The organism is Shewanella japonica (assembly GCF_002075795.1).
Taxonomy (GTDB): domain Bacteria; phylum Pseudomonadota; class Gammaproteobacteria; order Enterobacterales; family Shewanellaceae; genus Shewanella; species Shewanella japonica.
In genome coordinates, this window is sequence record NZ_CP020472.1 from 2,429,782 (window position 1) to 2,450,650 (window position 20,869).

Annotated in this window: 18 protein-coding genes and 3 tRNA genes; 14 read left to right on the forward strand and 7 right to left on the reverse strand. The window is 38.8% G+C overall.

What is annotated here, in order from left to right; all coding sequences use genetic code 11:
* Positions 1–2 precede the first annotated feature (2 nt).
* Both SJ2017_RS10355 and SJ2017_RS10360 read left to right on the forward strand, forming a co-directional pair.
* Complete coding sequence (locus SJ2017_RS10355) at positions 3–557, forward strand: GNAT family N-acetyltransferase (protein WP_080915703.1); 555 nt, start codon at positions 3–5, stop codon at positions 555–557.
* A 67-nt stretch (positions 558–624) separates the two neighbouring features.
* Positions 625–1,853 (forward strand): IS3 family transposase gene (locus tag SJ2017_RS10360; RefSeq protein ID WP_156003126.1). Its coding sequence is split into 2 segments (ribosomal slippage): positions 625–976 and positions 976–1,853, totalling 1,230 coding nucleotides; the frame shifts between segments, so codons are not numbered across the junction.
* A gap of 37 nt (positions 1,854–1,890) precedes the next feature.
* Here SJ2017_RS10360 and trxB read toward each other — a convergent pair.
* Together trxB and msrA are read right to left on the reverse strand one after the other, a co-directional pair.
* On the reverse strand, positions 1,891–2,844 hold the full coding sequence (trxB, locus tag SJ2017_RS10365) for a thioredoxin-disulfide reductase (RefSeq protein ID WP_055023947.1): 954 nt from the start codon (positions 2,842–2,844) through the stop codon (positions 1,891–1,893).
* A gap of 169 nt (positions 2,845–3,013) precedes the next feature.
* The gene (msrA, locus tag SJ2017_RS10370) at positions 3,014–3,493 is read right to left on the reverse strand and encodes a peptide-methionine (S)-S-oxide reductase MsrA (RefSeq protein ID WP_080915704.1); all 480 of its coding nucleotides are present in this window, start codon (positions 3,491–3,493) and stop codon (positions 3,014–3,016) included.
* A gap of 171 nt (positions 3,494–3,664) precedes the next feature.
* On the opposite strand from msrA, the gene astE reads away from it, so the two are divergent.
* From astE to nadA, 5 genes are all read left to right on the forward strand, one after another.
* Entirely contained in the window at positions 3,665–4,696 is a 1,032-nt protein-coding gene (astE, locus tag SJ2017_RS10375) for a succinylglutamate desuccinylase (RefSeq protein ID WP_080915705.1), read from the forward strand.
* Positions 4,697–4,846: 150 nt separating this feature from the next.
* Positions 4,847–6,025 carry a thiamine pyrophosphate-dependent dehydrogenase E1 component subunit alpha gene (locus SJ2017_RS10380; protein WP_055023944.1) on the forward strand — a complete coding sequence of 393 codons (1,179 nt, stop codon included), beginning with the start codon at positions 4,847–4,849 and terminating at the stop codon, positions 6,023–6,025.
* A gap of 2 nt (positions 6,026–6,027) precedes the next feature.
* Positions 6,028–7,005: an alpha-ketoacid dehydrogenase subunit beta gene (locus tag SJ2017_RS10385; protein WP_065108094.1), complete on the forward strand. Its 978-nt coding sequence runs from the start codon at positions 6,028–6,030 to the stop codon at positions 7,003–7,005.
* Positions 7,006–7,014: 9 nt separating this feature from the next.
* Entirely contained in the window at positions 7,015–8,613 is a 1,599-nt protein-coding gene (locus tag SJ2017_RS10390; protein ID WP_080915706.1) for a dihydrolipoyllysine-residue acetyltransferase, read from the forward strand.
* Positions 8,614–8,719: 106 nt separating this feature from the next.
* The gene (gene nadA / locus SJ2017_RS10395; RefSeq protein ID WP_055023941.1) at positions 8,720–9,787 is read left to right on the forward strand and encodes a quinolinate synthase NadA; all 1,068 of its coding nucleotides are present in this window, start codon (positions 8,720–8,722) and stop codon (positions 9,785–9,787) included.
* A gap of 67 nt (positions 9,788–9,854) precedes the next feature.
* Here the strand turns inward: nadA and gap are convergent, their stop codons facing one another.
* Both gap and SJ2017_RS10405 read right to left on the reverse strand, forming a co-directional pair.
* The gene (gap, locus tag SJ2017_RS10400; protein WP_055023940.1) at positions 9,855–10,865 is read right to left on the reverse strand and encodes a type I glyceraldehyde-3-phosphate dehydrogenase; all 1,011 of its coding nucleotides are present in this window, start codon (positions 10,863–10,865) and stop codon (positions 9,855–9,857) included.
* Positions 10,866–11,101: 236 nt separating this feature from the next.
* Positions 11,102–11,932 (reverse strand): DUF2989 domain-containing protein, encoded by an 831-nt coding sequence (locus tag SJ2017_RS10405; protein WP_080915707.1) that lies wholly within the window; start codon positions 11,930–11,932, stop codon positions 11,102–11,104.
* 202 nt (positions 11,933–12,134) lie between these two features.
* Between SJ2017_RS10405 and SJ2017_RS10410 the strand changes: the two genes are divergently transcribed.
* Complete coding sequence (locus SJ2017_RS10410) at positions 12,135–13,571, forward strand: glyceraldehyde-3-phosphate dehydrogenase (protein ID WP_080915708.1); 1,437 nt, start codon at positions 12,135–12,137, stop codon at positions 13,569–13,571.
* A gap of 63 nt (positions 13,572–13,634) precedes the next feature.
* On the opposite strand, the gene SJ2017_RS10415 is transcribed toward SJ2017_RS10410, so the two are convergent.
* Positions 13,635–14,863 (reverse strand): IS3 family transposase gene (locus SJ2017_RS10415; protein WP_156003126.1). Its coding sequence is split into 2 segments (ribosomal slippage): positions 13,635–14,512 and positions 14,512–14,863, totalling 1,230 coding nucleotides; the frame shifts between segments, so codons are not numbered across the junction.
* Between the two features lie 261 nt (positions 14,864–15,124).
* Here SJ2017_RS10415 and SJ2017_RS10420 point away from each other — a divergent pair.
* The 4 genes from SJ2017_RS10420 to SJ2017_RS10435 all read left to right on the forward strand — a co-directional run bounded on the left by SJ2017_RS10420 (position 15,125) and on the right by SJ2017_RS10435 (position 17,142).
* A tRNA-Gly gene (locus tag SJ2017_RS10420) sits at positions 15,125–15,200 on the forward strand.
* Positions 15,201–15,217: 17 nt separating this feature from the next.
* Positions 15,218–15,291: transfer RNA gene (locus SJ2017_RS10425), tRNA-Cys, on the forward strand.
* 50 nt (positions 15,292–15,341) lie between these two features.
* Positions 15,342–15,427, forward strand: a tRNA-Leu gene (locus SJ2017_RS10430).
* Positions 15,428–15,948: 521 nt separating this feature from the next.
* Positions 15,949–17,142 (forward strand): amino acid aminotransferase, encoded by a 1,194-nt coding sequence (locus SJ2017_RS10435; protein WP_065108090.1) that lies wholly within the window; start codon positions 15,949–15,951, stop codon positions 17,140–17,142.
* 141 nt (positions 17,143–17,283) lie between these two features.
* Here SJ2017_RS10435 and yvcK read toward each other — a convergent pair whose 3' ends face one another.
* Positions 17,284–18,180 (reverse strand): uridine diphosphate-N-acetylglucosamine-binding protein YvcK, encoded by an 897-nt coding sequence (gene yvcK, locus SJ2017_RS10440; protein WP_156003223.1) that lies wholly within the window; start codon positions 18,178–18,180, stop codon positions 17,284–17,286.
* Positions 18,181–18,353: 173 nt separating this feature from the next.
* Between yvcK and SJ2017_RS10445 the strand changes: the two genes are divergently transcribed.
* Positions 18,354–19,160, forward strand: a complete 807-nt coding sequence (locus tag SJ2017_RS10445) for a glucosaminidase domain-containing protein (RefSeq protein WP_080915709.1) — start codon at positions 18,354–18,356, stop codon at positions 19,158–19,160.
* Positions 19,161–19,796 carry a DUF2987 domain-containing protein gene (locus SJ2017_RS10450; RefSeq protein ID WP_080915710.1) on the forward strand — a complete coding sequence of 212 codons (636 nt, stop codon included), beginning with the start codon at positions 19,161–19,163 and terminating at the stop codon, positions 19,794–19,796. It abuts the gene before it with no gap.
* 77 nt (positions 19,797–19,873) lie between these two features.
* Here the strand turns inward: SJ2017_RS10450 and ttcA are convergent, their stop codons facing one another.
* A complete protein-coding gene (gene ttcA / locus SJ2017_RS10455) occupies positions 19,874–20,812 on the reverse strand; it encodes a tRNA 2-thiocytidine(32) synthetase TtcA (RefSeq protein ID WP_080915711.1) in 939 nt (312 codons plus the stop codon).
* Positions 20,813–20,869 lie beyond the last annotated feature (57 nt).

The following is a 20,869-nucleotide window of genomic DNA, read 5'->3' on the forward strand; positions in this document are numbered from 1 at the left end:
ACATGGAACAGTTACACACTGAACGATTGCAAATTAGTTTAATGACACTCAACGATGGCGACTTGTTGTTTGAGTTAGATCAAGACCCTGCTGTGATGCAATACATAAACGGTGGCAAAGTCACTTCAGCACAAGAAATAGAAGACATTTATATTCCGAGGTTAGCTAAATACATCAACCCAGAACGAGGTTGGGGACTTTGGAAAGTATCTCTTAAAGAGCATCCTAGTTCTTTTCTTGGTTGGATACTCATTCGACCTATGCATTTCTTCACCCTGTCTCCTTCATATTCTGATTTAGAAATTGGCTGGCGTTTTAAACAATCAACATGGGGAAGAGGAATAGCGACTGAAAGTGCAAAAGCTGTGATGGAGCATTTGCTTGCAACTCAGCAAAACATAAAGTATTTTTCCGCCATTGCAGATGAAGAAAACCTAGCTTCAATTAATATAATGAAAAAACTGGGTATGAAATATATTGAAAAACTGTCGCATCCTGATGTGGAAGGCGATGTAGACGTTGTTTTATATTCAAAAGACACAAAAAAAGCCAACTAAATAGTTGGCTTTTTTCTATAATAGCATGTCCCGTCCTGAGATAAGTTGACACTTTGGAGACTTATCTATGAAACCTTCAAGCGCAATCAGCGTTAAACGAACACAGCGTGATTACACATTAGGCTTTAAATTAGCCGTCGTCAGCCAAGTAGAAAAAGGCGAGCTAACCTATAAGCAAGCTCAAGAGCACTACGGTATCCAAGGTCGAAGCACCGTCCTTACATGGTTGAGAAAGCATGGTAGATTAGACTGGACACTCCCTACTGAGCACTCTCTTATGTCTAAAAGTAAAGAAACCCGCGCCCAGAAAATTAAACGATTAGAGAAGCAAGTTTCTAACCTAGAAATGAAAAATATGATTTATGGCGATATGGTTGAACTGTTAAAAAATGAATATGGTATCGATTTAGAAAAAAAGTACTTAGCCGAGCGCTCTGGATTGCCAAAGAAAAAGGCACGGTAAAGCTAGCGGCAGCGAGTCGGCAATTTAATTTATCAAGACAAGCGATTTACCAGTGGAAACAACGTGCTGAAACAAGAACCGAAAGGCTTAAACCCGTTGTGTCGATGGTGAAGTATTGGCGCCAGTTTATGCCAAGATTGGGGACACGTAAGCTCTACCAGCTCATCAAGCCACAGTTGGTTGAGCAAGGCATAAAACTCGGTCGGGATGGGCTATTTCAATACTTGAAACAGCGAGATATGTTGGTGAAGCCGAGAAAAAACTACACCAAAACAACGAATAGTCATCACTGGCTTAGAAAGCATCCTAATTTGCTTAAAGACAAGATTGTTGAACGAGTAGAAGAAGTGCTAGTTAGCGACATCACCTACGTGAAATCAGATGAAGGAACACATTACTTATCGCTGGTGACAGACGCATATTCTAGAAAAATAATGGGGTACGAGTTAAGTCATGAGATGAAAGCGAGCGATGTCGTCAAAGCGCTGGATATGACGGTAAAGAGTCGTCAAACAACAGGTCATATCATTCATCACTCAGACAGAGGGATGCAGTATTGCTCAGAGGAATACCAAATGGCATTAGCAGTGAACGGTATGACGCCATCAATGACGGATGGGTATGACTGCTACCAAAATGCACTGGCTGAGCGTGTGAATGGTATTTTAAAGCATGAGTTTTTGCTTTATCGCTGCCGAACGATGGAGGAGCTCAGGACCTTGGTCAAGGAATCGGTAGCAATTTACAATGAATTACGACCGCATCTTAGTTTAGGGATGAAAACCCCAAACGAGGTGCATGAAAAAGCCAGTAGGGAGTACCAACTGGCTTAACAAAAACCGTCAACCTATTTTAGGGCTAGACAGCAATTTATTTTTGAGCGTCTAAGAAACGTTCAGCATCTAACGCTGCCATACAACCAGAACCGGCCGATGTAATAGCTTGACGATAATGTTGATCCATAACGTCACCACAAGCATAAATACCTTCAATGCTTGTTTGCGTAGCATTTCCTTGCAGTCCACTATTTACAGTAATATAACCATGATTCATGGTTAATTGACCATCAAAAATACCGGTATTTGGACTATGACCAATAGCAATAAATACACCCGCAACGTCTAAATCTGAAATTGCACCATCTTTAGTGCTCTTCATCTTTAGACCCGTAACACCCATATTATCGCCAACAACTTCATCGAGAGTTTGATCTAAATGTAGAATAATGTTGCCACTCGCTACTTTATCCATTAATCGGTTGATTAAGATTTTTTCAGAGCGGAAACTATCTCTACGATGAATCAAATGAACTTCTGATGCGATATTACTTAAATATAGTGCTTCTTCAACGGCAGTATTACCACCACCTACAACGGCCACTTTTTGATTTCGATAAAAGAATCCGTCACAGGTTGCACAAGCAGAAACACCACGTCCCATGAATGCCTCTTCAGAAGGCAAACCTAGATATTTAGCAGACGCACCTGTTGCGATAATTAAGGCATCACAAGTGAATTCACCGTTGTCACCTTTTAATTTAAATGGGCGCTCACTGAAATCAACTTCGTTGATATGGTCGAAGATAATCTCTGTATCAAACTTCTCAGCATGCTGCTGCATTCTTTCCATTAATGCAGGGCCAGTAAGATCATTCGCGTCACCAGGCCAGTTTTCAACTTCGGTCGTTGTCGTAAGCTGTCCACCTTGTTGCATACCAGTGATCATAACTGGTTTTAAATTTGCGCGTGCAGCATAAACTGCAGCCGTGTAACCAGCAGGGCCAGAACCTAATATCAGTAGGTTAATATGACGTGCTTGACTCATTGTTGTATATCTCCGTATTCATATGCCTAAGCAATTTGAATGGATTGTAGGGAATTTAACGGGGCGGGTAAAGCGCAGTTCGGTCTAACTTATAGATTGCTTTAATCGACTATGTACACAAAAGACACCAAAGTGGTGCCTTTTTATACTTATTTTCAGCGCTTACTTGTTAAAACGAAATATGACAGCTCGGCAAGTCATTCTTTTCTAGATAATTTTGGTGGTATTCTTCAGCTATGTGGAAACGCTTTAATGGTACAATTTCTGTAACAATTTGACGGTTTCCCCATTTTCCACTGGCGATTAATTGTTGTTTTGCTGACTCAGCTATTTCTTTTTGTTGATCATCATGGAAAAAGATAGTGCTTCTATACTGTGTGCCAATATCTTCACCTTGTTGATTCAAGGTCGTCGGATTGTGATTTTGCCAAAAAACAGCGACTAAGGTTTCGTACGAGACGATGGTTTCGTCAAATTCAACTTGAACTACTTCGGCATGGCCAGTGTTACCCGCTTTAACTTCAGCATAAGTTTGGTATTGATCATTCCCGCCCATATAACCGCATTTGGCATCTAAAACACCTTCTACTTGTTTAAAGAAGTATTCGACGCCCCAAAAACAGCCTGCACCAAATGTTGCTAATGTCATAGTTATACCCATAAAGAAGTCTAGATGGCTAAAAGTATATTTGTTCACAGCAGGAATGCAAGCAAAGATTTACATTTTGTTAAATGACACTTAACGTTAGCGTTCATTGAATGTGTTAGAATCAACACGATTATGAAACCTATTCGTTTAAACGTCTTTCAAGGAGTCTTTGTGTTTCAGCAATTAATGGACGATCATGACTTTCTCGCTTTTACTTTGGCCAATATTGATAAGCCTTTAAAAAGCCAAGCATTCACATTATCAAATCAAACAACAGTCACAATCTTAGATAATGGTGTAATCAGCTTTAGCCCCGCATCTGGCTCTACAAAGGATGTGGTTTTATCATGTGCCATTCATGGTAATGAAACCGCGCCTATAGAAATATGTAACAAACTCATCAGTGATTTACTTACTTGTAAAATAGAAACGCTGCATCGTGTTTTATTCATTATTGGTAACCCTGATTCTATATTGACTCAAACACGCTTTGTTGAAGAGAACATGAACCGTTTGTTTTCAGGTGCTCATTCAGATGGAGAAGGGCTGATAAATAAAGAGCGAGTGAGAGCTAAAGCGCTAGAACAATACGTCAGTGATTTTTTCAATGACAATGATAACTCGCAGCGTATTCATTACGATTTGCACACTGCTATCAAGCCTTCAAAGCATGAAAAGTTTGCGATATATCCCTATAGACCAGGCAGAGCATTCAGTGCAAAACAAATAATGTTTTTAGCAGGCTGCGATGTAGATACGATTTTGTTTCATCACGAACCCACAACAACATTTAGTTATTTTTCATCAGAGCAATTTAAAGCTGATGCGTTTACCGTTGAGCTAGGTAAAGTTATGCCATTTGGTGAAAATGATATGCATAAATTTGCAAATACCCACAAAATGTTAGCGGCGCTAATTACTCAAATAGAACCAGAATTAGCAGTATTCGATAGCAATAAACTCAACCTGTATAAAGTATCACGTTCAATCAATAAGCATTTTGATGATTTTGCTTTTTCATTTTCTAAGACGACTGAAAACTTTACAGGCTTTGAGCAAGGCCAGACTTTAGCAATTGAAAATAATCAACAGATAAAGGTTATAGAGCCCTACGAAGCTATCGTTTTTCCAAATGAAAATGTACCTGTTGGGCAACGCACGGTATTATGTTTAGTACCAGCGCCCAATGAAGATATTCAATAACTTGTAAAGTTAGATATACAAATTTTTTGCAAGGTTATTTACCAACAAGAAAGCACATTAGTTGATAGTAAGTTTACGTTAACGTAATGTGCTTTCGCATATAATAAATTAAGCTTTATTTTATAAGGCCTCAGATAACAAGAGCATAATATGAGCAACGCACCGCTGAATAATGAAACAGTGCATCGTGTCAGCTTCTTAGACAAAGCGTCATTGCACATTCCTATTTTAAAAATTCTGCAAGCAGACGGTACCACATATGAAAATGCGGTGATGCCTGTCATTGATCAAGCACTAGCTGAACGTATTTACGACACTTGTGTATTTACCCGTGTTTTAGACGAACGTATGTTAAGTGCGCAGCGTCAAGGTCGGATTAGTTTTTACATGACCTGTACTGGTGAAGAAGCCTCAATTATTGGTAGTACAGCTGCGCTTGATGATGGCGACGTAATACTTGCCCAGTACCGTGAGCATGCTTCTTTACGCTATCGTGGTTTCACCACAGAGCAATTCATGAATCAAATGTTCAGTAATGAGAAAGATTTAGGCAAAGGACGTCAAATGCCAATTCATTACGGCAGTAATGAACTTAATTATCAAACCATTTCTTCACCTCTAGCGACGCAAATACCTCAAGCAACTGGTGTTGCTCATGCATTCAAGTTACAAGGTAAACGTAACGTAGCAATTTGCTATTTTGGTGAAGGTGCAGCTTCAGAAGGTGATTTTCATGCTGGCTTAAATATGGCCGCAGTGCTTAAGTCTCCGACTATCTTTTTCTGCCGTAACAATGGTTACGCCATTTCAACTCCAACTGAAGAGCAATTTGCTGGTAATGGTATTGCGAGTCGTGGTGTTGGTTATGGTATGCACACTATTAGAGTTGATGGTAATGACATGCTTGCAGTATTAGCTGCAACACAACAAGCTAGAGCTTATGCACTTGAACATAATGCACCAGTGTTGATTGAAGCGATGACATATCGTCTTGGTGCGCATTCATCATCGGATGATCCTTCAGGTTATCGCTCTAAAGAAGAAGAAGCCAAGTGGGAACAACATGATCCCGTAAAACGCTTTAAGCTTTGGATGATCAATAAAGATTGGCTAAACGAAAAAGACGACGCTGCTCAGTATGAACATTACCGAGAAGAAGTGTTAAACGCAGTAAAAGTCGCAGAGAAAGTGCCATTACCGCACCTTGACTCATTGATTACAGATGTATTGGATAAGCCAACGCCAGCCCTTGAAAAGCAATTGGCAGAGCTAAAACAACATATTAAGAAATATCCAAAGTCATATCCAAAAAGTGCAGGGAGAATTTAATCGTGGCTGAAATGAATATGTTACACGCCATCAACGATGCGTTATCAATCGCAATGACTGATGATGAGCGCATGGTAGTATTTGGCGAAGATGTTGGCCATTTTGGTGGTGTTTTCCGTGCAACTTCTGGTTTACAAGAAAAATTTGGTCGTGAACGTTGTTTCAATACACCGTTAACAGAACAAGGCATTGCAGGTTTTGCCAATGGTCTTGCCTCTAACGGCATGACAGCAGTTGCTGAAATTCAATTTGCTGATTACATTTTTCCAGCCTTTGATCAAATCGTGAATGAAACTGCAAAATTCAGATACCGCAGTGGTAATCAGTTTAATGTCGGTGGTTTAACCTTTAGAACACCTTACGGTGGTGGTATTGCAGGTGGTCATTATCATTCACAATCTCCTGAGGCTTACTTCACACAAACTCCAGGATTAAAGGTTGTAGTACCCCGTAATCCAGAACAAGCTAAAGGATTATTGTTAGCATCAATTCGCGATCCTAACCCTGTTATCTTTTTTGAACCTAAACGTTTGTATCGTGCATCTGTTGGCGAAGTACCTGCTGGTGATTTTGTTATCGAACTCGGTAAAGCCGAAGTCGTTAAAGTAGGTAGCGATATAACCTTATTAGGTTGGGGCGCTCAGATGGAAATTTTAGAAAAAGCGGCCAAAATGGCAGAAAAAGACGGTATTTCTTGTGAAATTGTCGATTTACGTACTTTGTCTCCATGGGATGTTGATACCGTAGCTGCATCGGTTAAGAAAACAGGAAGACTTCTGATTAACCACGAAGCACCTTTAACAGGTGGTTTTGCTGGTGAAATTGCTGCGCAAATCCAACAAGAATGTTTTTTACACCTAGAGTCGCCAATCAGTCGTGTTTGTGGTCTTGATACACCATATCCTTTGATTCTTGAAAAAGAATACATGCCTGATGAGCTAAAAACTTATGAAGCTATTAAAGCCTCAGTCAATTTTTAGGAGCAAGATATGATTAAAGATTTTATTTTGCCTGACATTGGCGAAGGTGTGGTTGAATGTGAGTTAGTTGATTGGATGGTCAAAGAAGGCGATGTTATCGTTGAAGATCAACCTATCGCTGACGTTATGACAGATAAAGCATTAGTACAAATTCCTGCACCACATGGTGGCGTTGTGACAAAGTTATACTATGCAAAAGGTGAAATCGCTAAAGTACATGAGCCTTTATACGCCGTTGATATTGAAGCTACGTCAGCCGAGCAAACAAAACAAAGCTCATCACAGAATAACGATGCTCAAGTATCGACTGATCAGCAGAATGTAGAAATTGGCTCAACGACTGATTCAGTAACCGTATTAGGTAAAGCTGTTGAAGAATTCCTTTTACCGGATATAGGTGAAGGTATTGTCGAATGTGAATTAGTTGAGTGGCTTGTAGAAGAGGGGGATCAAGTCGTTGAAGATCAACCCATCGCCGATGTCATGACTGATAAAGCGTTAGTACAAATACCTGCAATTAAAAATGGTAAAATTGTTAAGCTGCATTATCGAAAGGGTCAACTTGCTAAAGTTCATGAACCTTTATTTGCTATTGAAGTTGAATCAACAAGCTCAGTGGTTGAATCTACGCAAGTAGAAACGGCAACGACAGCTGTGGCTTCAACGACTTCTTCTGTACCACAAGGAAAAGCATTAGCAAGCCCTGCCGTTCGTCGCTTAGCGAGAATGTTAGATATCAACATTGCTGATGTACCCGGTAGTGGTAAGAGTGGTCGAGTATATAAAGAAGATGTAGAAAACTTTGCCAATGGCAGTTCATCTAATGCTCAGGCTCAACCTGTGACGACTCCGACACAATCACCTGTTAACGACACGGTTTCACAGTCTATTGTCAAACAAGCTGCAGATACAGTAGAGCCAATTAAAGGCGTAAAAGCGGTTATGGCTAAGATGATGGTTGAGTCAGTTTCAACTATTCCTCACTTTACTTATTGTGAAGAGTTTGATTTAACAGAATTAGTTGCACTTCGTACTGAGATGAAAGAACGTTATTCATCAGATGAAGTAAAACTAACCATGATGCCTTTCTTTATGAAGGCAATGTCTTTAGCAATCAATTCATTCCCAGTGATGAACAGCCAAGTTAATTCAGATTGTAGCGAGTTAACATACAAGGCAAGTCATAATATTGGTATGGCCGTTGATTCAAAAGTGGGTTTGCTCGTACCAAATGTCAAAGACGTACAAGATAAATCTATTCTTGATGTTGCCGCAGAAATCACGCGACTAACTAACGCTGCTAGAAGTGGACGAGTCAGCCCTGCGGATTTAAAAGGTGGCACGATTTCAATTTCTAATATTGGCGCTTTAGGTGGCACAGTAGCCACGCCAATTATCAATAAACCAGAAGTCGCAATTGTTGCTTTAGGTAAACTACAGGTATTGCCTCGATTTAATGCTAAAGGTGAAGTTGAAGCACGTAAGATTATGCAAGTGAGTTGGTCTGGCGATCATCGTGTTATTGATGGTGGCACCATTGCTCGTTTTTGTAATTTGTGGAAACAATATCTTGAGCAACCACAAGAAATGCTATTAGCGATGAAGTAGTCATCATTGTTTTCAGCATAATCAAATTAAAGGACGCTAATGCGTCCTTTAATTTTGTTAAGTGTTTTTGTATAATCCTCGGACGTTGTAACTTCTCGGAACCATAATGATCACCTCGGCACCGAATATTGACTCTATTGAATATCCTTTTCCTGCTAAACCTGCTGTGTTGTCAGACGCTGAAAAAGCAGATTACAAAGCAAGAATTAAACAGTTATTAATCGAACAAGATGCTGTTTTAGTTGCACACTATTATACCGATCCTGAAATACAAGCTCTGGCAGAAGAAACAGGAGGGTGTGTATCTGATTCTCTTGAAATGGCTCGTTTTGGTCGTGATCATCCTGCAAAGAAACTCATCGTAGCAGGCGTTAAGTTTATGGGCGAAACGTCTAAAATCTTAAGCCCTGAAAAAACAGTTTTGATGCCTACTTTAGAAGCTACATGTTCGCTAGATATCGGCTGTCCAATCGATAAATTTTCTGAGTTCTGCGACGCACATCCTGATCATACTGTTGTGGTTTACGCTAATACATCTGCAGCTGTAAAAGCAAGAGCAGACTGGGTCGTGACATCAAGTATTGCCTTAGAAATCGTTGAACATTTAGACGCCGAAGGTAAAAAAATTATCTGGGGTCCAGACCGTCACTTAGGTAGTTATATTGCCAAAGAAACCGGCGCTGACATGTTAATGTGGCAGGGTGATTGTATTGTCCATGATGAATTTAAAGCAAAAGCGTTAAGAGAACTAAAAATTCAGCATCCCAACGCAGCAATTCTTGTCCACCCTGAATCACCAGCAAATGTGGTTGCTCTTGCAGATGCTGTTGGGTCAACTAGCCAGTTAATTAAAGCTGCGCAAACAATGGCTAATCAAGAGTTCATTGTTGCTACAGATCGCGGCATTTTCTACAAAATGCAGCAAGCTGCGCCAGGTAAAACATTAATTGAAGCACCGACTGGTGGTAATGGAGCGACTTGTAAAAGTTGTGCTCATTGTCCTTGGATGGCAATGAATGGTTTACAAGCAATTGAAGCTTCGTTAAGCGCTGAAGATAAAACACAGCATGAAGTGTTTGTTGATGACGCGCTGCGTGATGAAGCGCTTATTCCATTAAATAGAATGTTGGATTTTGCAAAAACCTTGAATATGAAAGTTAAAGGCAATGCTTAGTATTTCACTTTAATTTATTTCAGATACAAAAAAGCCCTGTATTAACAGGGCTTTTTATTATCTATCATTACTTAGCATTCATTAATGCGACAGTATTATCTAGCATGCGGTTACTGAAACCCCATTCGTTATCGTACCAAGCCATTACTTTAACTAAACGACCATTAACACGAGTTTGTGTTGCATCGAAGTTAGATGAGTAAGGGTTGTGATTGAAGTCAATAGAGACTAATGGTTCTTCATTGACAGCAAGCACTTCACTCAATGGTGCAACTTGAGCAGCTTTAGTGATGATCTCGTTAATCTCTTCCACGCTAGTATCTCTACCTGCAACAAACGTTAGGTCAACTAATGACACGTTTACTGTAGGTACACGAACGGCTAAACCGTCAAATTTACCTTGTAGTTCAGGAACAACAAGTCCAACAGCGGCTGCCGCACCAGTTTGAGTTGGGATCATCGACATTGCAGCGGCACGAGCACGACGTAAGTCAGTGTGATAAACATCTGATAAACGTTGATCGTTTGTGTATGCATGAATAGTAGTCATTAAACCAGACTCAATACCGATAGAATCGTTTAATGGCTTAGCAAAAGGTGCTAGACAGTTGGTTGTACAAGAAGCGTTTGAGATAACTGTCATATCTGAAGTTAATACTTCATTATTAACACCATAAACAACGGTAGCGTCCACTTGTTTACCTGGTGCAGAAATGATGACCTTTTTAGCACCCGCATCTAAATGAGGTTTAACAGCGTCTTTAGATGTGAAAATACCTGTACATTCATAAACAACATCAACGTTTAATTCTGCCCATGGTAATTTAGAAGGGTCACGTTCTTGGAAAGTTAAGATTTTGTCGCCGTTGACATAAATAGCTTCGTCATCGTGATCAACTTTAGCATTGAAACGGCCATGAACTGAGTCGTATTTAGTAAGGTGAGCATTAATTGAAGCATCACCCAAATCGTTTAAAGCAACGATTTCGATTGGATAATCCTTTTCGCTTTCATAAAGCGCACGTAAAACATTTCTACCGATACGGCCATAGCCGTTAATTGCAACACGGATAGTCATCGCATATCCCTCAAGTGATTATAAATCTGTTACGTAAATCGTATGGTAGTAAAATTACCAAATTAGAGCATTTCGTCAAGTAAAAAAGCCCAAAAAGCGACATTTATCGTGAATATGTCTGTATTTTATTTACAGAATTCAAAATAAAAGCGGTTTTGAGCTTTTTTATGAAAGTCCAATACAGCGAGTGCTGTAAATGATTTGTGTTTTAGTGTAGCTAATAATTTTACATTTGGTTATTCAAAACGATGTTTTATCTTACTGCTTGCAAACTTTCCTTGCTTGATGTCCTTTACTAGTTCTTTCGCTTCCGCATCGAGTTGCACCGCTAAGTCTGAATTGTTTGCTATTAACGCTAATAATTTTTCTTCTGAGGCAGTGTTATCACTTATTAAAGTATTAGCCTTAGTTAACAAATACTCGTTTTGTACATTTTGTTCTCTTCTATATATGGTTGCTAGAGCGAGGAGCCAATCTGAATCAATATTGCTCGCCTTAACATGGGAGAGTAAATGCAAATAAAGTAATTTGGCTCTGGCAACATCTGTTTTTATATAGTGAGAGGCAACTTGAGCGAGCATAAAGGTTTCAGTGAGCTCACCGGCTTGTTCGGCTTTAATAACAATATCGCGAGAGGGGAAGTCATTAAATTTAGTCCAACGATAATACGCAAGGTAAATATCAGGATTGTCTTTGGTGTACTCTTGTAATTGGGCTAAGTTTTGAGTGCTAACAGCATAAGCACGTTCTCTGTCTTCTGTTCGATGTGTGTTTATTATATGTTTAACGCCGGCTGCGAGTTCAATGCAGTTGCTATAAGATTCAAGTTTAATTAATTGATCATATAGTTGCTTACCCGACGGATTTTCAGTGATCTTTAATTGATAACGACTACGGATTAAGTCTCCTTTTTCTACTAAACACCAACTATCCTTGTGTAAATCGGCACAAAGTTCAGGATTTTTTTTACAAATGCTGCCACTATTTCGGCCAACATCACAACCAAATAAGCCGAATAAAGCAGCAAAAATTGAAAATGATGTAATTATTACTAAACTTTTGTTCAAAACTAGCTCCAAAACAGGAAATTATCTAATAAAATTACAGGTTTACTAAAAATTTCTTACTGGCGAAAACGCATAAATTTCATTACAATGTCGCCGACCAAAAGGGGTTAACCCTACCAAATAATGATTATTGGTCTTTTCTTTTCGTTACTCAATTCTTTCTGCGACAAAAAGCTGAAATATGAGATAAAGGATCTTTTTAATGAGCGCTGATAAACACCTACAAAGTTGGCAAGAACGTTTCGAAATGGCTGAAGCAATGCAGCCTTTATTAGGAAAACTATACCGCAATCAAGGCGTTGAAGTCTTAGTGTATGGTAAACCTCTACTAAACGCATCTACAATTGAAATTATTAAAGCGCATCGACTTGTTCGTCGCCATATTGGTGAAAAATTACGTCTACGTGAAAGCTTCCCGTTTGTTGAAGCATTAAGTAAGTTGTCAGTAAAACACTGTAAAGTTGATATCGGTAAACTAGCGATTAATTACTGGCGTGATAATAAAGACGCTTCACAAATTCAAGCTTACATGACTCGTGAGCTGGAAGCGGGTCTTAATTTTGGCGATGATGTTGAATCAAAAGACGTAGTATTATATGGCTTTGGACGTATCGGCCGTTTATTAGCGCGATTAATGATCGAAAAAACAGGTAAGAGTAATAAACTTTGTTTACGAGCCATTGTTTTACGTGGTGGTAAAAAAGGCGATTTAGAAAAGCGCGCTAGCTTATTACGTCGTGATTCAGTTCATGGGCCGTTCAACGGTTCTGTTGAAGTTGATGAAGAAAACAACGCTATCATTGCCAATGGTACGTACATTCAAATCATCTATGCCAATTCACCTGATCAAGTCGACTACACACAATATGGCATTAATAATGCTCTAGTAGTTGATAATACAGGTATTTGGAAAGACGAAGATGGTTTAGGTCTTCACCTTAAGAGCAAGGGCGCAAGCAAAGTATTGTTAACTGCACCTGCTAAAGGCGCGATTAAAAATATTGTTTACGGTGTTAACGAAAACGATATTTTACCTGAAGACATGATTGTTTCAGCAGCAAGCTGTACTACTAATGCTATTACACCAGTATTGAAAGCTGTTAACGATAAGTATGGTATTGAAAACGGTCACGTAGAAACGATTCACTCTTATACCAATGACCAAAACCTAATTGATAATTACCATAGTGCTGACCGTCGAGGCCGCAGTGCACCATTAAACATGGTTATTACTGAAACGGGTGCAGCAAAAGCTGTTGCAAAAGCATTACCCGTTATGGAAGGTAAATTAACAGGCAACGCTATTCGCGTTCCTACACCAAATGTCTCAATGGCAATTATCAGTGTTAATTTAAATGGTGAGACTAATCGCGAAGAATTAAATGAATATCTTAAGGATATTGCGTTAACTTCAGATCTTAAAAACCAAGTAGATTACACCGATTCAACTGAAATTGTTTCGAGTGATTTAGTCGGTTCTCGCTATGCAGGTGTTGTTGATTCACAAGCGACAATTGCTGATGGCAAACGTGCGATATTATATGTTTGGTATGACAACGAATTTGGTTATAGCTGCCAGGTTGTTGGTGTTATGCAAAAAATGCTTGGATTAACGACGTTATCTTTACCAGAAGCTTAAGATTTTTAATCTGTCTTTAATTATCTAAAAGTGTCTAGTCCTAAAATAGGTTGACGGTTTTTGTTAAGCCAGTTGGTACTCCCTACTGGCTTTTTCATGCACCTCGTTTGGGGTTTTCATCCCTAAACTAAGATGCGGTCGTAATTCATTGTAAATTGCTACCGATTCCTTGACCAAGGTCCTGAGCTCCTCCATCGTTCGGCAGCGATAAAGCAAAAACTCATGCTTTAAAATACCATTCACACGCTCAGCCAGTGCATTTTGGTAGCAGTCATACCCATCCGTCATTGATGGCGTCATACCGTTCACTGCTAATGCCATTTGGTATTCCTCTGAGCAATACTGCATCCCTCTGTCTGAGTGATGAATGATATGACCTGTTGTTTGACGACTCTTTACCGTCATATCCAGCGCTTTGACGACATCGCTCGCTTTCATCTCATGACTTAACTCGTACCCCATTATTTTTCTAGAATATGCGTCTGTCACCAGCGATAAGTAATGTGTTCCTTCATCTGATTTCACGTAGGTGATGTCGCTAACTAGCACTTCTTCTACTCGTTCAACAATCTTGTCTTTAAGCAAATTAGGATGCTTTCTAAGCCAGTGATGACTATTCGTTGTTTTGGTGTAGTTTTTTCTCGGCTTCACCAACATATCTCGCTGTTTCAAGTATTGAAATAGCCCATCCCGACCGAGTTTTATGCCTTGCTCAACCAACTGTGGCTTGATGAGCTGGTAGAGCTTACGTGTCCCCAATCTTGGCATAAACTGGCGCCAATACTTCACCATCGACACAACGGGTTTAAGCCTTTCGGTTCTTGTTTCAGCACGTTGTTTCCACTGGTAAATCGCTTGTCTTGATAAATTAAATTGCCGACTCGCTGCCGCTAGCTTTACCGTGCCTTTTTCTTTGGCAATCCAGAGCGCTCGGCTAAGTACTTTTTTTCTAAATCGATACCATATTCATTTTTTAACAGTTCAACCATATCGCCATAAATCATATTTTTCATTTCTAGGTTAGAAACTTGCTTCTCTAATCGTTTAATTTTCTGGGCGCGGGTTTCTTTACTTTTAGACATAAGAGAGTGCTCAGTAGGGAGTGTCCAGTCTAATCTACCATGCTTTCTCAACCATGTAAGGACGGTGCTTCGACCTTGGATACCGTAGTGCTCTTGAGCTTGCTTATAGGTTAGCTCGCCTTTTTCTACTTGGCTGACGACGGCTAATTTAAAGCCTAATGTGTAATCACGCTGTGTTCGTTTAACGCTGATTGCGCTTGAAGGTTTCATAGATAAGTCTCCAAAGTGTCAACTTATCTCAGGACGGGACAAAGACACTTTGAAAAAAGCACTTCAATTGAAGTGCTTTTTTATTGTTTGAGTTTTATTCGTATTGTTAATTATTCACTCAATACGTAGATTTAAACATCAAACAAATTCAAAACTGCTATTATTTAAAAAATCTGCATTGACAGTCATGTGTAAAACGGTAAAATCCATTTCGAAATCAACAACGGAGTTTAACTCCTTATTGATTACTTGCATTGAAATGCGACATTAGCTCAGTTGGTAGAGCGATACCTTGCCAAGGTATAGGTCATCGGTTCGAACCCGATATGTCGCTCCAATTCAATTACAAGTTTCGGCGCGATGGCAGAATGGCTATGCTGCGGATTGCAAATCCGTCGACCTCGGTTCGACTCCGGGTCGCGCCTCCACAAATTTTGTTTAATTGTATTGATTTACATACAGTTAAAACAACACTTTTGCCCGAGTGGTGGAATCGGTAGACACAAGGGATTTAAAATCCCTCGCTTAATAGGCGTGCCAGTTCAAGTCTGGCCTCGGGTACCATCATTTACATATGACTTAGTATTAAGGCGTATGTGTAATTCCAACCTTTAGAGACTCAAATCCTTCTAGGTCTAAAAGTATTAAATGCATATGCGGATATTTATTCATCATACGAGTTAAGAGGGGGAAACTTGATAGGTTCAAGATTGTTGCGAAGTTAGTGAATGCAGGATCAGAAGGGTAGCATTAAATGAAATACAGTGTGAGTAAACATCAATATAAGAACTCATTATAGTCAGCAAAATAACGATTCTACCCGCATCTTCAAAACACGTACGATAGCGAAATTGAAAACTCTCCATGTCTCGCATGAATGTCTATTTAATATGTGATATCTACTGAAGTTTTCTAAGAGAACAGAATCTTTATTGTATTTTATTTATTTTATACTGATAAAAAATGATAAATCCTTAAAGTGTGAACAATTTCTGATTAGTTGATTAAATGTCACTATTTCCAATGCCAATACAATGGTATAAATACTAAAAATTGTGGTTCACTTTATAAGTAGGAAAGAAGTAATGATATTTTCTCAAATCCCTCAAGCTCCAGCAGATCCCATTTTAGGTTTAACAGACGCATTTAAAAAAGATCCACGTGCCGATAAAGTTAATCTTGGTGTTGGTATTTATAAAGATGAAGCCGGACAAACCCCGGTACTCAAAACAGTTAAAAAAGCTGAAGCCATTTTATTAGACGCTGAGAAAACAAAAAACTATCTTGGCATTGAAGGTGTAGAGCTATACAACACAGCAGTTCAAACATTATTATTTGGTGCTAAAAATGACATTATTAATGCTAAACGAGCATACACAGCTCAAGCACCAGGCGGAACGGGTTCATTACGTGTAGCCGCTGAATTTTTAGTTCGTAACACTGATTCAAAAACATTATGGGTCAGTAATCCTACCTGGGCAAACCATCAAAATATTTTCCAAACAGCTGGTTTAACAATAAAAGAGTACGGTTATTACAAAGCAGAAACCCACGATATGGATTTCGATGCAATGATAACTGATTTACAAGCTGCTCAACCTGGTGATCTTATTTTGCTTCATGGTTGCTGTCATAACCCTACAGGGATTGATTTAAGTTCATCTCAATGGGAGACAGTAGGTCAATTGTGTGTTGACAAAGAATTAGTCCCTTTATTTGATTTTGCCTACCAGGGCTTTGGCGCTGGTATCGAAGAAGATGCGCAAGGCTTACGGATTGTTGCTGCTAAAGTGCCAGAACTATTAGTCGCTAACTCTTTCTCAAAAAACTTTGGTTTATATAACGAACGTATTGGTGCTATTACTGTCGTTGCTGCAAATGAAGAAACAGCACAAAAAAGTTTTAGTCAGATTAAAAAAACAATTCGTGCTACTTATTCTAATCCCCCTGCGCACGGTGGTTTAATTGTAAGTACCATACTTTCTGATGAGACTTTACGCCAAGAGTGGGAAGTAGAGTTGGCTGAAATGCGCCAACGTATTGCAGAAATGCGAGTTCTATTTGTAGAAACGTTAAAAAGCGAAGGTGTGAAACAAGACTTTAGCTTTATCTCTCGTCAAAATGGTATGTTTAGCTTTTCAGGTTTAAGCAAAGAACAAGTTAATCGTTTAAAAGACGAATTTGGAGTATATATTGTTGGCTCAGGACGCATCAGTGTTGCGGGTATGACTAAACAAAATATTCCTGTAATTTGTAAAGCAATAGCTCAGGTTTTATAAGTACATTAACCTATTTTTAGTTTAGAGATTGTTTTTCTTGTAAGTTAAATTAGTTGAGCAAAACAGTCTTAAATTATTAGCTAAAAATGCAAAAGCCCTTAGACATTGTTTAAGGGCTTTTCTATAACTTTAAACATTTCATTATGCTTTCTGGCTAACGACCGTTGCTATCGCTTCTGCTAATGCTTCTTTGTGATGCAAACCTAAATGATGGTCACTGACTAAAGGGAAATAACTTACTAATTCACCAATATCAACTGCATCAGAGTTTCTAATAATTTTATTAATTCTATTTGTCGATATTGATTGATTGATCCATTCTATTTTGTCATCCAAAGTTAAAGACGATGCACACGAAGGCTCTGACGTTAAATTGTCGATTAGAATCACTTTTGCAGATGAGTCTTTAATCGCATTAGCAATACTTGGGATAAGTAAGGGTGGCATTACACTCGTAAAAAAACTGCCTGGCGCAATGATGATAATGTCAGCTTTATTGATTGCTGGTAGTGCTTCACAAGTTGCAGCAACGTTAGGAGCTAAAGTCAGTTGACTTGGTATTTCTTTCATATCGTCAACATTCATTTCACCAAAAACGGTTTCACCTTGGGCATTAAGCGCACTTGGGTGAGTTGGTGATTCAGACATTGGAATGACACGAGTTTCAATTTTTAAAATGGTTCTAATTAGCTTGATTGCTTCAAGAGGGCGAACACATAGTTGCTCTAGTGCATGTAAAATAATATTCCCGAGATTATGACCGTTTAGCTCATTATCTCCATTAAATCGATGATCAAACAGCATTGTGCCAATGGCTGGCCTATGTGCAAGTTGCGAAAGGCAGTTTCTTAAATCACCCCAGGCAATGGTTGTTTCATCTTGTCGGATCCGCCCGGTGGAACCACCATTATCGGTAGTCGTTACAATACCTGTTAATTTAGGACCAAGGAAAGAAAGTGAAGATAACACTCGACCTAAGCCATGTCCTCCTCCAATAGCCACGATACTATCGACACTATTTAATTCATGTTTCATCATATTGATTCCTTTCATACAGTAATGATGATTTTTTAAGCTATTGTACTGATTGATTTATTTAAGCTGTCACAAGATGCTAAAATAGAATCATCATTAATATTAGCATAAATACTTCGCTGCTATTAATCTTGTTTCTCGGTATAATTAAGCAAATTATTTTTTAAGGATTTTTTTTGAGAACCGGTAGAATTGGAAAGTTTACCCTTGGTTTAGGGTTTGTAATCATCAGCATAATGCTAATCAGAGTGTGGTTAGTTCCTACAATTGAGAACATTCTGGTTGAAACACCTGAGATCGAACAAAATCAAGTCGATGAAGAAACTGTACCTGACTTTACAGCAATCGCAGATATACCTAGCAAAAAGTCTGCCTTTTTCGATTATATGTCTCCAGCGGTTAACCATCAAAATGCGCTGATAGAAAAAGAGCGAAATTTTCTGAAGGTGGTTTTAGTCAACCTTGCTAACGAGCAGCCATTAACTAACGCAGAGATTTTTAATTTAGAAAAATTAACTCAAAAATATAAATATACAGTTAAAAAGTTTGATCTCGTTACATTGACTCCTTTATTAGAGCGAGTTGATACAGTACCTGCAAGAATGGTACTTATTCAAGCCGCCAATGAAACCGGTTGGGGAAGTTCTCGTTTCGCCAAAGAAGGTAATAATTATTTTGGCCAGTGGTGCTTTTCACAAGGCTGTGGATTAGTTCCTTTATCTAGAAAAGCAGGGATGAATCATGAGGTTGCCTCCTTTGAAACGCCAGAGGACTCCATTGCTGCATACATGCTGAATTTAAACACTAATTCAGCATATCGCTTATTACGTTCTATTCGAGCGGATCTTCGAAGCCAAGGAAAAGAGCCTGCAGCGGAAGATCTCGTTTACGGATTATTACACTACTCAGAAAGAAAAGATGCCTATATAGACGAGTTATTAGAAATGCTTCGTCATAACAAAGCTTATTTAGCAGGATTATAAATGAATAAAATAAGAAAATTAGCTTCTTGTTTAGCGCTATTTTTATTATCACCAGCAGTTTTAGCAGATTTAGTATCAATTCCTTATGCAGGGTTTTACGAACGGCTCAAGCAAGTTAACAAAAATAACTACCAGCTAGTTGAAGTTGTATTTAGTGTCCCAAGGAATGAAAATTGTAAAATTATCTCAGGGGATATCACCACTGAGAAACATCAATATCCATTAACTTATGACAAACAGCAGCGTCTTTACTTACCCTATGATGCTCAATTGAAATCAGATAGAGGCTTAATAAATTTGCAAGTATCTGGTGACGCGAGTCAATGTGGTGTGGCCATGCAAGTAAGAGCTAAGAAAGTACAATCTGTTTATAATCAAGACGAATTAGTTGCTGTAAAAAATGACATGGATGCCTTGCTTGATGGTCAACAAGGATTTCCTATGAAGTATTTTCGTAAACCGATTACTGGATTAACGTTTTCATTTGCTTCATCTGACTTACCTGTAGAGACGAACATAGATGGTAAAGTCAGCATTGTTAGCGATAAATTACAGCTTACCTCTGCAGAAATTGAAACGATAAAGCAGCTCTCTTTTTCAAAACAGCCAATAATTTTAAGCCCATACGTAAATTAACAGTTTGCGTTTGAATCAAGCAAAGACAAAAAAGCCCTCATTCGAGGGCTTTTTATTGTGGGACGTAATGTATGTTTTTACGGTTTATAAGTCGTTACAATATCAATCTTAGCTGCTTCATCTAAATTAATGTGACCATTATTGGTCGTATCTAAAAAATCAAAAGCGGGTAAATCTGATTCAGCGACATCACCTGAAAGTGGCGCATCTGCATCACGTTGTAGTGATAAGAAATCAAACACATTTCTATCAACGCCTTGAGATGGAGAAGTATTTTGCATAGCTGTAAATATGGTTTCAATACGTCCAGGGTAATCTCTGTCCCACTGGTTAAGCATATCTTTAACTGCACCACGTTTAAGATTTTCTTGAGAACCGCATAAGTTACATGGAATGATAGGGAATTGTTTTAATTCCGCATATTCAGCAATGTCTTTTTCTTTACAGTAGGCTAGTGGGCGTATAACCATGTTAGCGCCGTCATCAGATAATAACTTTGGCGGCATAGCTTTCATTTTTCCACCAAAAAACATATTCAAAAATAATGTTTCGATAATATCGTCGCGGTGATGGCCCAAAGCTATCTTAGTCGCTCCAATTTTTTGTGCAAACCCATAAAGTGTGCCACGGCGTAAACGAGAACATAATGAGCAGGTCGTTTTACCTTCAGGGATTTTATCTTTTACGATTGAATAGGTATCTTTTTCTAAAATGTGGTACGCGATATCAAGAGTATCAAGATAAGCAGGCAGGATATCTTCAGGGAAACCAGGCTGTTTCTGATCTAAATTAACCGCAACAATATCGAACTTAATTGGCGCTCGTTTTTGAAGGTTTAATAAGATATCTAGCATTGCATAACTGTCTTTACCGCCAGACAGACAACACATTACTACGTCACCATGTTCGATCATTTGGTAATCGCCGATGGCACGTCCAACTTCATGACGTAATTTTTTTTGTAATTTAGATTGGCGTTCTGCCAATTGTTTTTCTTGTTGTTGCAATTCAGACATTAAAAAGCGCCCAGTAACTATCGTTTCAGGGCGCGTATTATTTCAGCATTCTTGCTT

What these genes read in the sequence shown, in the direction of transcription:
- trxB (WP_055023947.1), bottom strand. Translation starts at nt 2,844, where the DNA reads ATGAGTCAAGCACGTCATATTAACCTACTGATATTAGGTTCTGGCCCT.
- SJ2017_RS10450 (WP_080915710.1), top strand. Translation starts at nt 19,161, where the DNA reads ATGAATAAAATAAGAAAATTAGCTTCTTGTTTAGCGCTATTTTTATTA.
- msrA (WP_080915704.1), bottom strand. Translation starts at nt 3,493, where the DNA reads ATGACATTAGCAACATTTGGTGCAGGCTGTTTTTGGGGCGTCGAATAC.
- SJ2017_RS10355 (WP_080915703.1), top strand. Translation starts at nt 3, where the DNA reads ATGGAACAGTTACACACTGAACGATTGCAAATTAGTTTAATGACACTC.
- SJ2017_RS10380 (WP_055023944.1), top strand. Translation starts at nt 4,847, where the DNA reads ATGAGCAACGCACCGCTGAATAATGAAACAGTGCATCGTGTCAGCTTC.
- SJ2017_RS10410 (WP_080915708.1), top strand. Translation starts at nt 12,135, where the DNA reads ATGAGCGCTGATAAACACCTACAAAGTTGGCAAGAACGTTTCGAAATG.
- nadA (WP_055023941.1), top strand. Translation starts at nt 8,720, where the DNA reads ATGATCACCTCGGCACCGAATATTGACTCTATTGAATATCCTTTTCCT.
- SJ2017_RS10435 (WP_065108090.1), top strand. Translation starts at nt 15,949, where the DNA reads ATGATATTTTCTCAAATCCCTCAAGCTCCAGCAGATCCCATTTTAGGT.
- SJ2017_RS10390 (WP_080915706.1), top strand. Translation starts at nt 7,015, where the DNA reads ATGATTAAAGATTTTATTTTGCCTGACATTGGCGAAGGTGTGGTTGAA.
- gap (WP_055023940.1), bottom strand. Translation starts at nt 10,865, where the DNA reads ATGACTATCCGTGTTGCAATTAACGGCTATGGCCGTATCGGTAGAAAT.
- ttcA (WP_080915711.1), bottom strand. Translation starts at nt 20,812, where the DNA reads ATGTCTGAATTGCAACAACAAGAAAAACAATTGGCAGAACGCCAATCT.
- yvcK (WP_156003223.1), bottom strand. Translation starts at nt 18,180, where the DNA reads ATGATGAAACATGAATTAAATAGTGTCGATAGTATCGTGGCTATTGGA.